Origin of the sequence: Pseudomonas sp. PS02302 (assembly GCF_029959585.1) — a bacterium.
Classification (GTDB): Bacteria; Pseudomonadota; Gammaproteobacteria; order Pseudomonadales; family Pseudomonadaceae; genus Chryseomonas; species Chryseomonas aestiva.
This window is the reverse complement of sequence record NZ_JASCON010000030.1, coordinates 45,255-56,381: the sequence shown is the minus strand read 5'-3', so window position 1 is coordinate 56,381 and position 11,127 is coordinate 45,255. Positions and strand designations below refer to the sequence as shown.

The following is an 11,127-nucleotide window of genomic DNA, read 5'->3' as shown; positions in this document are numbered from 1 at the left end:
GGCCGCGGACTGGCATGCCAAGGTCCGCGGCCAGGCCAGACGTATCCTGGTGCTGGATGATCTCGCCAATCGACCCCTGGCGTGTGATCTGCTGGTTGATCCCGGCGATCATCCATGGCCGGAGCAGCGCTACCTATCCCTGCTGCAGCGCGATGCTATGCAACTGTACGGGCCAGACCACGCGCTGCTGCGCGATGAGTTCAAGCAGGCGCGACAACGCCTGGCCCCGCGCGCGGGGCGCCTGGAACGGATACTGGTGTTCTTCACCGGCGGTGACGACCTGGGCCAGACGCGGCTGGCGCTGCAAGCCCTGCTCAACTGGCGTCCCGACCTCGCTGTCGATGTGGTGGTCGGAGCAGGCCAGGCTGACCAGGCAGAGCTCCAGGCGCTGTGCGACCGGCCAGGGTGGCGACTGCACATACAGATCGACTACATGGCCCGGCTGTTGGCAGCCGCCGATCTGGCCATAGGCGCTGCCGGCGCCTCGTCCTGGGAGCGTTGCGCGCTGGGAGTTCCGGCGCTCTTGGCAATCCTGTCCGATAACCAGCGCGAGTTGGCGGCTGGTCTGGAGCGCCGTGGGGCTGCGCTTGTCCTGGGCGAAGGTGCCGAGCTTGAAGTCGAGGATTATCAGCAGGCCCTGCAAGCCCTGACGCCTGAGCAATTGGCTCTGATGTCGGCGCAGGCCTGGAAGCAGGTGGATGGCCTGGGTACCCAGAGAGTCGTTCACGCCCTAATGGAATTGTCGGCCGCACGCTGAGGCGGTGGAGGAAAGCTCGCATGTACCCACGTCCATTCGCTATCGCCGGCCGCGAGATTGGGATAGCGCATCCGCCGTACTGCATTGCCGAGGTTGGCATCAATCACAATGGTGAGCTGGATACGGCGTTTCGTTTGATCGAGGTGGCCAAGTCGGCCGGTGCGGATGCGGTCAAGTTTCAGACGTTCAAGGCCGAGGAGTTTTGTGGCGATCCTCAGCAGCTATTCACCTATACCTCCCAGGGGTTGTCGGTCACTGAACCTATGCTGGAGATGTTTCGGCGCTATGAATTTACGCCAGCGCAGTGGCGTTTGATTGCCAATCACTGCAGAGACTGCGGCATTACCTTTTTTTCTACCCCGCAAAACCCCTCGGATCTTGAGCTGCTGCTCGGGCTTGGTGTCCCGGTAGTCAAGGTCGGCTCTGACGACTTCAGTAACCTGCCTCTGCTACGGCATTACTCAGACGTAGGGTTGCCCCTTATTTTGTCCTGCGGCATGAGCGATCTGGCGGACGTCCATGCCGCTTTAGATGCCGTTGGCTGGTTTAGCGGCACGCCAATCGTTCTGTTGCTGTGCACGTCCCAGTACCCTACACCCGACGAAGACGTCAACTTGGCAAAGCTTTCAACGCTACAGGGCGCTTTTCCCGGCCTGGTAATCGGTTTTTCTGATCACACCCAGGATGCCCTGGCGGCTAGCGTCGCGGTAGGACGGGGAGCCTGCGTCTTTGAAAAGCACTTCACGCTTGATCGGGGTTTATCAGGTCCGGATCATTGGTTTTCAGAGACGCCTGACTCCCTGGCACTTTGGATAAGCACCATCCGCCGCTCCGCTGTCTTGATCGGTTCTCCCTACCTGAGGCCAACGGCCTCGGAGCGGGAAATGCGTGTACTCGCTCGCCGCAGCATCGTGGCCCTGGCCGATATAGCCGCAGGTGAGCGCTTGACAACGATCAATCTCGGTCTGCGTCGACCGGGTGACGGCCTAGCGCCCGCACTCTATGAGGGGGTCCTTGGTCATTGCGCACTGCGATCCCTGAAAAAGGGGGAGCGCTTGCAGCTTGGCGACTTTGCGCGGATCAGCGTCCATGCAGACTGACAATTCTGTAGTCCGTCGTGGTGACTTCGCCTTACGGCCCGTGCAGTTCGCGGACGCCCCCCTGCTCCTGTGCTGGCGGAACGCGCCGAGAGTTCGGCAGACGATGTACTCCACCCGCCTCATCGGTGAGGCCGAACATCATGCCTGGCTGAAACGCGAGTTGGATTCGTCTCAATCCCGGCACTTCCTCTTTAGCTGTGCAGAGCAAGCAGTCGGCTATGCCTGTCTGACGGATATCCGCAACGAACATCGGCGCTGTACCTGGGGCTTCAATCTCGGCGATTCGGTGCAACCTAGAGGTACTGGTTCTCGGATGCTATTCCTCTTGGCCGAGGTGGCCTTCGATCAGTTGCAGCTGGACAAGCTTTGGGCCGAAGTCCTGGACTTCAACGTGGCCAGCCTGCGAGTACACGCTCGACTTGGTTTCCAAGAGGAGGGACAGTTGCTCCGGCATGTCCACCGGCCGGATGGTGTCTTCGATGTCGTGCGTCTGGCTCTCTTTGCCGGGCAGTGGCAAGCCATGCGATCCGCCCTGCGGGAGAAGCTCTTCTATGACTGACAGCTTATCAAGCCTGGCCATTCACCAGCCTGCTTACCTACCCTGGCTCGGTTACTTCGATCGCATCGCCCAGGTCGACCTTTTCGTCTTCCTCGATACCGTGCAATTCGAGAAGAACAGCTTCATCAATCGCAATCGCATCAAAACCCCCCAGGGTGTCCAGTGGCTGACCATACCGGTATCCAGTCGCGGCCACCTGAGCAGCGATCTACGCGAGACTCGTATCGACAATTCGCGCGATTGGCGCGCTGACCACCTCAAGGCACTGGCGCTGAACTATCGGCGCACGCCGCATTTCGCCATGCGCTTCGCGCGTCTGCAGCACCTCTACGCCGAACCTGAAGAATGGCTTTCGGCCTGGTGCTGGCGGCAACTGCGCTTCTGGCTCGACGAGTTGCAGATCCCGACACCCGTGCTGCGCGCGAGCGACCTCGACCTGCGGCAGCGCAAGTCGGCGCTGGTGCTGGAAATCTGTCAGCGCCTGGGCGCACGGCATTATGTCTCGGGCAGCCTGGGGCGCGACTATCTGGACGAGGCGTCCTTCACCAGCGCCGGAATAGCCGTGGAGTACCAGGCCTTCGTGCCCCGACCCTATCCTCAGCTCTGGGGCGAGTTCAGTCCCGGCCTGGGCGTGGTCGACTGGTGGTTCAATCAGCCCGAATCGATCACCCCCTTCAGGAGTCAGCCATGAGCTTTTCCGCCGAGTGGGAACAGCGCTACGCGGCCAATACCCATCTGTCCATCTGGCCGTGGTCGGATGTGGTCAGCCTGACGCGGCGCCATCATCCCACGCTCGGTCCAGGCCATCGTGTCCTTGAGCTCGGCTGTGGCGCGGGTGCCAACATTCCGTTCTTTCTGCAGCTCGGGGCCGACTACCACGGCCTCGATGGCAGCCCGACCATGGTCACTCAGCTGCAGGAGCGCTTTCCGCCGCTGAGACAGCGACTGCTCGTCGCTGACTTCACCGAGGCCTGGCCGCTAGCGCCTGGCTTCGAGCTGATTCTCGATCGCGCCAGTCTGACTCACAACACCACCGCCGCCATTCGACGCTGCCTGGCCCAGGTGCTGGCGGCGCTGCAGCCTGGCGGGCTGTTCATCGGCGTGGACTGGTTTTCCACCGCGCATTCGGAGGTCGCCCATGGGCGACCCGATACCGATGCCAATACCCGTACTTCTTACACGTCCGGGCCCTTTGCCGGGGTAGGGCGAGTGCACTTTGCCGATGAGACCCTGCTGCGCGAACTCTTCAGCGATTTCGATCTGCTGCACCTCGAAGAAAGACGTGCCCAGCGTCTAGAGCCGGCCGATGGCCTCTGCATCGCCACCTGGTCGCTGGTGGCGCGCAAACCCGAGAAGAAAAGCTCATGAATAACGAACGCATACTGGTCATCGCCGCGCACCCGGACGACGAGATCCTCGGCTGCGGCGGCGCTATCGCCCAGCACAAGGCCCGTGGGGACGAGGTCCATGTCGTCATCATGGCCCAGGGGCTCTACAGCCGAGGAACACCCGAGGAAGTCGAGCGCCTTGCCCTGGAAAAGGCGTCCGACGAAGCCAATCGTATTCTGGGTGTGGATCGCCTGACCCGTCTCGACCTGCCGGACAACCGTCTCGACAGTCTCGATCTGCTGGATCTGGTCAAGCCCGTCGAAGCCCTGATTGGCGAGCTGCAGCCCGGTATCGTCTATGGCCACTGGTGTGGTGACGTAAACATCGATCATCGACGCCTGCATGAAGCGGTAGTCACGGCTTGCCGACCGCAACCGGGTCATCCGGTGCATACCCTGCTGTTCTTCGAAGTCGCCTCGTCCACCGAATGGCAGCCTCCCCACAGCGCCCCGGCCTTCCTGCCGAACTGGTTCGTCGATATCGACTCCGTACTGACGCTCAAGCTGCAGGCACTGGATGCCTATGCGATGGAAATGCGCGAGTGGCCGCACCCGCGCTCGCTGAAGGCGGTCGAGCATCTTGCCCGTTGGCGTGGCGCCTGCGTCGGCATGGCCGCGGCAGAAGCCTTCGTACTGGGCCGGCGGCTGCAGTCATGATCGGGCGTGACGACGTCTCGCCGGCTGCCCGGGACTGGGCCTCGACCGACCTCCCGCTTTCCGACGGCCCTTGGCTCTTCGGCAATGCCGGGATCGATCGCCTGCGGCAGCAGGTGGAAGACGCCTTCGCCCGCCGTCATCTGCATCCCGCAGCCGAACCCCTGCGGGTGAGTGCCGAGCAGACGTCCGTACCGGCGACCCGCAACCTGCAGGCCTATGCCGCGCTACCGGCGACGCTGTCGACCGAGCAGCGTTGGCGTGACTATGCCGCCGCTCTCGAAGAGGGCGGGCGACTGGTGCTGGACGTGCGTCCGGCGGAGCACTGGCAGGGATTCGGCCGGCGCCTGACAGTCCTGGATCAGCGCACACCCTGCCATGCCGTCAGCGACCTGATCAGCCAGTTGAGCGCCCAGGGGCTGGCCGTCATCGCCATCGAGCCGTATGCCGGGCTCTGGGACAATGCCTGGCTGTATCGAGGGCTCAGGCACAGACACAAGTGGCGGCGCCTGCTGTCCTGGCTCGCCAGCGACGAGGCACTGCTGACCTGGGCGCTACGCCTGGAACAGGAGGTCTTCGCCAGGCTGGCACCCCGGGCATGTGGACGCTGCCTGATCGCCGCCGAGAAGCGTTCGGCGCCGGTGGATCCTGAGGAGGCATTGCAAACGCTCACCGAGCGCGACCAGGCCCTGCGTGATCCCCTGCGTCTGTCGCCGGGTGCCGAGGCAATGGCGGCAAGCCAGGCGCAGGTGACGTCTTCCCTGCGCGCCCAGCAGCTGTTGCTCATGCTTGCGGAAGTTCTGCAGCGACACTATCAGCAGCTGGATTGGCTGGCGCTGCTGCCTGAGTCGGCCGCTCGGCAATTGCGCGATTGGCAGTCGGCCGAGGCTTTCGATCAGCGCGCCATGACGATTCTGGAGGCGTGGCGCCAGGGCTCCGGCGAACATGAGGAGCTGTTGCGCGGCCTCGACTATTCCCTGATGACGCCACTGTTGCGGCAGTATCTTCCGGCACGGAGAACGCCCTCGTGAAAGCCCCGGCCATCGTCGCCTTCCTTTGGGACAATCAGCTGCCGGTGCTGCGGGAGTTCTTCCGCCGGCACGGCCCCCTGACCCTGATCACCCTGTCGCCCTACGTCTCGCAGGGGCTGCTGGACGTATTGGACGAGGCGGGTAGCAAAGTCTTGGTGCTGGATCAGGCGCTGGACGATGCGGGCGTCTTCGCCGTTGAGCGCGACACCTACCACTGGCATACCCGACTGCAGCTCTGGTTCGACCAGGGCCCACCGGCGCGCTTGTACAACGAAGACTGGACCGCGTTGCGCACCCTGATCGAAGCCCGCCTGCACGCCGAGTTGCCCACCGTGGTGACGCTGCTGGAAAGCCTCGGCTGCGCGCAACGTGACTACCGGCTGAGTCTGGTGCTGGGCAGTGAAGACGTGATGGTCATCGCCAAGGTGACCATGCTCTGGGCGCGCGCCCACGGGATTCCCTCGCTGCACCTGTCCCACGCCCTGGCCCTGAACGATCCCTATACGGTGCATGGGCGCCAGGTCGCCGACATCACCGCCGTCTATGGCCAGCGTGGCCTGGAGGGCTATCTGGATTATGGCGTGCCGCCGGAGCGTCTGAGGGTCACTGGCAACCCGGCCTGGGATGGCATTCCCGCACGGTGTGCGGCCCGTGCCGAGCACGCCGAGGCTCTGCGTGTCAGGCATGGTCTCCGCGCCGGGGAACCCATCGTGGTGTTCGGCACCACCTGGGCGAGCGCTCATAGCGCCCATGGCGACCAGGCCATTTTCGAGCGGACCGTGGCGGCCTTCATCGACGCCTGCGAGAGGCTGTTCAGTGCCGGGTTGACCTTCAATCCGGTGATCAAGGACCGTCCGCCCAATTTCCAGTTCGGCGAGACGCGCGTGGCTGAGTTGCTGCGCGAACGCCAGGCCGATCCGGGTCGCTACTTCTATCTGGTCGAAGACGGTCCGCTCTGGCCGGTGGTCGCCGATGTGCTGATCGCCGTGGATTCCAACTACTGCGTCGAAGCCCTGCTGAGCAGCACCGCCGCCATCAATTTGCGGCATCCCGGCAACATGCCCTTCGGACCCTGCTATGCGGCGGAAGCCGGTGTCGCCGACGTCACGGCGGAAGAACTGCCCGATGCGCTTGGCCGTCTGCTGCGCGATCCTGTCGAGCGGGCTCGCCAGATCGCGGCCAGCGCCCGCGACGCACCCTATTACAACCTTGCCCAGGAGGGCGACGCCGCCCAGCGCGTCGCGCAGCTGATGGGGGAGATGGCCGTCGGCCTGGTGCCGCGTCTGCTGGCCTGGCTGGATGCCCGCCTGCCCATCGCGGCAGAGCGCGAGGCGCTGCAGCGGCCGCTTGACCAACTGGGTCGCGGCCGGCAGTTGCTGGGCCTCGTGATTATCGATGCCGACCAGCAGGGTGGCGCGGTGCAGCGGACTCTGGGCAGTCTGCAAGACACCCTGGGTGCGGCCTGGACCGCCGTGGTGATCAGCCCGGCGCCTGCGCCTGTCACCCTGGAGGCCGGTATTGAATGGCTGCCGGTCGGGGCAGGGGAGGTCATGACCGTCGTCTCGGCGCGGATGCAGGAGCAGGGCAATGCGGCCTGCGACTGGTGGCTGACCCTGGACGCCGGGAGCGAATTCACCCGTAGCGGCCTGCTGCTGTTCACCTCGATGCTGGCCCGGCTGCAGTTGCAGGATCCCGAGGGGCAGGTCAGTCATGCCTGCTTCGCCGACGAATTGCAGCGCTCTGCCGAAGGCGCCATCGGCGCCTGCTTTCGCCCCGACTTCAACCTGGATCTGCTGCTGAGCTTTCCGGCGTTGTTCGGACGGCACTGGGCCGTGCGTCAGTCGAGTCTGCTCGCCCTGGGCGGCCTGGAGCCCGCCTACGGCACTGCGGCACCCCTGGATCTGCTGCTGCGCTTGATCCAGCGCCATGGCGGGGCGGGTATCGAACATCTGCCCGAGGTCCTGCTGGTCGCGGACAGTCCCGCCCTGAGCGTCGAGCCCGCCGAGCAGGTGGCGCTGGAGCAGCATCTGCAGGCGCGCGGCTATGCCGAGGCCCGGGTCGAAGCCTTTCTACCACGGCGGTATCGCATCACCCACGGCCATCAGGCGACCCCCAGCGTATCGGTGATCATCCCGGTGCTGGATGAGCTGGAGCGCGTCCAGCGCTGCCTGGACAGTCTGCTGGAACAGACCCGCTATGCCCGTTTCGAGGTCCTGTTGGTCGATTGCGGCAGCCGTCAGCCGGCGACGCAACGCTGGCTGAATGATCTGGAGGCGCTAAATGCCGAGCAGGTGAAGGTCTGGCGTTTCGACGGCGAGCCGAATCGTTCCGCGCTGATCAACGCCGTGGCCCAGGCCAGCGCGGCGGACTTCCTGCTGCTGCTCGAACCCAGTTGCGTGCTGGTGCAGCCGGACTGGCTGGAGGTGTTGCTCGATCAGGGGCAACGGCCGGAAGTCGGCGCCGTCGGGCCGCGCATCTGCGATCCCCAGGGCCAGATCCTCGAAGCGGGCCTGCTGTTGGGCCTGGACGATGCCGCCAGTGCCGCCTTCGCCGGGGAGGATCTGCAGACGCCCGGCTATCTGAGCCGGCTGCAACTGGTTCAGGACTACAGCGCCCTGGGTGCAAGCTGCCTGCTGTTGAAGCGCGAGCTTATGCTTGCGCTGGATGGCTGGGATGCCGAGCGTTTTCCCCTGGCCTATGGCCCGGTGGATTTCTGCCTGCGCCTGCGGCAGGCCGGTTATCTCAATGTCTGGACGCCCCAGGCGACGGTTGTCCAGGAAGGTCTGGACGGCGCGCGGGTCGATCGGCAACGGGCGACGGAGCGCGAAGCGCTACAGGAACGCTGGCTCCCCGTGCTGGCACGGGATCCCGCGTACAACCCCCAGCTCTCGTTGGCCGGCAGCGGCTTCAGCTTCGAATACGGCACACGACGACTGCAGCAGGCCGTCCTCCCGCAGATCCTGGTCTGTCCCGCCGACGAGGCGGGCTGCGGCCATTACCGGATACGTCAGCCGCTGATGGCGCTGCGCGATGCCGGTCGGGTGGAAGGCCTGATCTGCGCCCAGCATCCGACGCCTCTGGAGCTGGAGCGTTTTTCGGTCGATACCCTGGTCCTGCAGCGGCAGATCACCGATGACCAGCGTGACAGTCTGCGTCGCCTGCACAGGCTGTCACGCACCTTCACGGTGTTCGAGCTGGACGACTATCTGCCCAACCTGCCGCTCAAGAGCATGCATCGCGCCTCGATACCCAAGGATATCCTCAAGGCGCTGCGCCAGGCTGTGGCGACCTGCGACCGCCTCGTGGTTTCCACGCCGGCGCTAGGCGTAGCGCTGGCCGGTATGAATGCCGACATACGCGTCGTACCGAACTTCCTTCCCCCACGCTGGTGGGCGGGGCGGCACAGCCTGCGTAGACAGGGACGCAAGCCGCGAGTGGGCTGGGCCGGGGGCAGCAGTCATACCGGTGACCTGGAGCTGGTGGTGGATGTCGTCCAGGCGCTCGCCGATGAGGTGGAGTGGGTTTTCTTCGGCATGTGCCCCGACCGACTCAGGCCCTATGTGCATGAGTTCCATCCGGGCGTCTTCATCGACGACTACCCGGCCAAGCTGGCCAGCCTGAATCTGGATCTGGCGATCGCCCCGCTCGAAGACAATCTGTTCAACCGCTGCAAGACCAACCTGCGGCTGCTCGAATATGGCGCCTGCGGTTTTCCCGTGGTGTGCTCGGATATCGAGCCCTATCGAGGGGATCTGCCGGTCACCCGGGTGCGCAACAGATTCAAGGACTGGCGCGATGCCATTCGCAATCAGCTGGCCGATCTGGATGCCACCGCGCGACAGGGCGATCTGCTGCGTGAACAGGTACTCCGGCAGTGGCTGCTGGAGGGCCGGAATCTGGACGTCTGGCAGGCTGCATGGCTACCCGGTTGAACGCCGCAAGGAAAAGTGCGCTTCGCCATTAAATAAAACGGCTCTCCCGTCGATAACCTGGATGTCACTCTCCGGCGTTTGATCACTGTCAAGTGTCTGGCGAAGAAAATCGCCGAACACCCTTAAAGTTCCAGCGACAGGCGCCGATAAACAAGATGAATGCGAAATACAGGGGCGTCTGAGCAAGCAGGTCCCATTCGCATGCTCAGGCACACAAGGTTCAACTGGAGACGCCACCATGGCACTTACCGTCAATACCAACATCCCTTCCCTGAACACCCAGCGCAACCTGCAGAACGCGTCCAGCTCGCTGGCCACCTCCATGCAGCGCCTGTCCACCGGTAGCCGTATCAACAGCGCCAAGGACGATGCCGCCGGTCTGCAGATCTCCAACCGTCTGACCAACCAGATCAACGGTTTGAACCAGGCGACTCGCAACGCCAACGACGGTATCTCCCTGTCGCAGACCGCTGAAGGCGCCATGCAGCAGTCCACCAACATCCTGCAGCGTATCCGCGACCTGGCCGTGCAGTCCGCCAACGGCTCCAACAGCGACGCCGACCGTTCCGCCCTGCAGAAGGAAGTGACCGCGCAGCAGAACGAACTGACCCGGATCGCCCAGACCACCACCTTCGGTGGCCGCAAGCTGCTGGACGGTTCCTTCGGCACCACCAGCTTCCAGATCGGCGCCAACGCCTACGAAACCATCGACGTCACCCTGAAGGACACCTCGGCCACTGCCCTGGGTTCCAACCAGATCGGCAGCGGTGCCGGCACCAGTGCAGGCAATGCGGTTGCGGGCAGCGGTGGTGTACTCACCACTAGCGGCAGCATCACCCTTGTGGGTGGTGGCAAGAGCCAGCCTGTGACCTACGCCGCCGGTGATTCGGCCAAGACCATTGCTGGCAAAATGAATGGCCAGATTCCTGGTCTTGCCGCCTCGGCGCGCACTGTACTGACCGTAACCGACTCCATCACCAGCGGTGCGGCCAACATGACCATGACCGTGGGCAGCAATTCGCTGAGCCTGGTAGGTGTGAATGGCACCGAAGAAATGGCTAACCAGATCAACGCCAACGCTGCCAAGCTGGGCGTTACCGCGAACTACGATAAGCAGTCCAACCAGATGACCATCACCTCGGCCACTGGCGAAAACGTAAGCTTCGGTGCGGATACCGGTAACGCAGCTGGCGCCATCACGGTTTCCTCGCAGAAATCCGATGGTTCGTTCAGTACCGGTGTGGATGTGCGGGCCAATGGCGGTCAAGCCATGGGCTACGTCAAGCTGGACTCGCCGACCACCTTCGCCATGACCGGCGATACCACCGCGATTTTCGGTGCGACCAAGTCCTCGCTGAGCAAGGTCTCCGACGTCGACATCTCCACCGCCGACGGTGCCCAGAAAGCCCTGTCCGTGATCGACCAGGCCCTGGCTAACATCGACTCCCAGCGCGCTGACCTCGGTGCGGTGCAGAACCGCTTCGACAACACCATCAGCAACCTGACCAACATCTCGGAGAACGCCACCTCCGCCCGTAGCCGCATCAAGGACACCGACTACGCCGCGGAAACCGCGAACCTGTCGAAGAACCAGGTGCTGCAACAGGCTGGTACCGCGATCCTGGCTCAGGCCAAGCAGCTGCCGCAGTCGGTTCTCAGCCTGCTCCAGTAAGGGCGGAGATCGGTCTAGGCAGGGAGAAGGGGGA

General features: G+C 63.9%; 9 protein-coding genes. All 9 read left to right on the top strand.

Annotation, left to right across the window (positions count from 1 at the left end):
- Positions 1–757, top strand: a 757-nt coding sequence (gene pseG, locus QMX82_RS12355) for a UDP-2,4-diacetamido-2,4,6-trideoxy-beta-L-altropyranose hydrolase (RefSeq protein WP_282283872.1), incomplete at its 5' end; no start/stop codon positions are given.
- Positions 758–777: 20 nt separating this feature from the next.
- Entirely contained in the window at positions 778–1,857 is a 1,080-nt protein-coding gene (locus tag QMX82_RS12350) for an N-acetylneuraminate synthase family protein (RefSeq protein WP_282283870.1), read from the top strand.
- Positions 1,847–2,416, top strand: coding sequence for a UDP-4-amino-4,6-dideoxy-N-acetyl-beta-L-altrosamine N-acetyltransferase (gene pseH, locus QMX82_RS12345; protein WP_282283868.1), 570 nt, complete (start codon positions 1,847–1,849; stop codon positions 2,414–2,416). The genes QMX82_RS12350 and pseH overlap by 11 nt, the downstream gene beginning before the upstream one ends.
- Entirely contained in the window at positions 2,409–3,107 is a 699-nt protein-coding gene (locus QMX82_RS12340) for a WbqC family protein (protein WP_166655935.1), read from the top strand. Before pseH ends, QMX82_RS12340 begins: the two co-directional genes overlap by 8 nt.
- Positions 3,104–3,784 (top strand): class I SAM-dependent methyltransferase, encoded by a 681-nt coding sequence (locus QMX82_RS12335; protein ID WP_282283858.1) that lies wholly within the window; start codon positions 3,104–3,106, stop codon positions 3,782–3,784. The genes QMX82_RS12340 and QMX82_RS12335 overlap by 4 nt, the downstream gene beginning before the upstream one ends.
- Positions 3,781–4,461 (top strand): PIG-L deacetylase family protein, encoded by a 681-nt coding sequence (locus QMX82_RS12330; RefSeq protein WP_133862441.1) that lies wholly within the window; start codon positions 3,781–3,783, stop codon positions 4,459–4,461. The genes QMX82_RS12335 and QMX82_RS12330 overlap by 4 nt, the downstream gene beginning before the upstream one ends.
- A complete protein-coding gene (locus tag QMX82_RS12325) occupies positions 4,458–5,489 on the top strand; it encodes a hypothetical protein (RefSeq protein WP_282283855.1) in 1,032 nt (343 codons plus the stop codon). Before QMX82_RS12330 ends, QMX82_RS12325 begins: the two co-directional genes overlap by 4 nt.
- Complete coding sequence (locus tag QMX82_RS12320) at positions 5,486–9,421, top strand: glycosyltransferase (protein ID WP_282283853.1); 3,936 nt, start codon at positions 5,486–5,488, stop codon at positions 9,419–9,421. Before QMX82_RS12325 ends, QMX82_RS12320 begins: the two co-directional genes overlap by 4 nt.
- 238 nt (positions 9,422–9,659) lie before the next feature.
- On the top strand, positions 9,660–11,093 hold the full coding sequence (locus QMX82_RS12315) for a flagellin (RefSeq protein WP_282283851.1): 1,434 nt from the start codon (positions 9,660–9,662) through the stop codon (positions 11,091–11,093).
- Positions 11,094–11,127: the final 34 nt, after the last annotated feature.

Bases quoted from the DNA above. Each gene is read 5' to 3' on its own strand.
- QMX82_RS12350 (WP_282283870.1), top strand. From the start codon at position 778: ATGTACCCACGTCCATTCGCTATCGCCGGCCGCGAGATTGGGATAGCG.
- pseH (WP_282283868.1), top strand. From the start codon at position 1,847: ATGCAGACTGACAATTCTGTAGTCCGTCGTGGTGACTTCGCCTTACGG.
- QMX82_RS12340 (WP_166655935.1), top strand. From the start codon at position 2,409: ATGACTGACAGCTTATCAAGCCTGGCCATTCACCAGCCTGCTTACCTA.
- QMX82_RS12335 (WP_282283858.1), top strand. From the start codon at position 3,104: ATGAGCTTTTCCGCCGAGTGGGAACAGCGCTACGCGGCCAATACCCAT.
- QMX82_RS12330 (WP_133862441.1), top strand. From the start codon at position 3,781: ATGAATAACGAACGCATACTGGTCATCGCCGCGCACCCGGACGACGAG.
- QMX82_RS12325 (WP_282283855.1), top strand. From the start codon at position 4,458: ATGATCGGGCGTGACGACGTCTCGCCGGCTGCCCGGGACTGGGCCTCG.
- QMX82_RS12315 (WP_282283851.1), top strand. From the start codon at position 9,660: ATGGCACTTACCGTCAATACCAACATCCCTTCCCTGAACACCCAGCGC.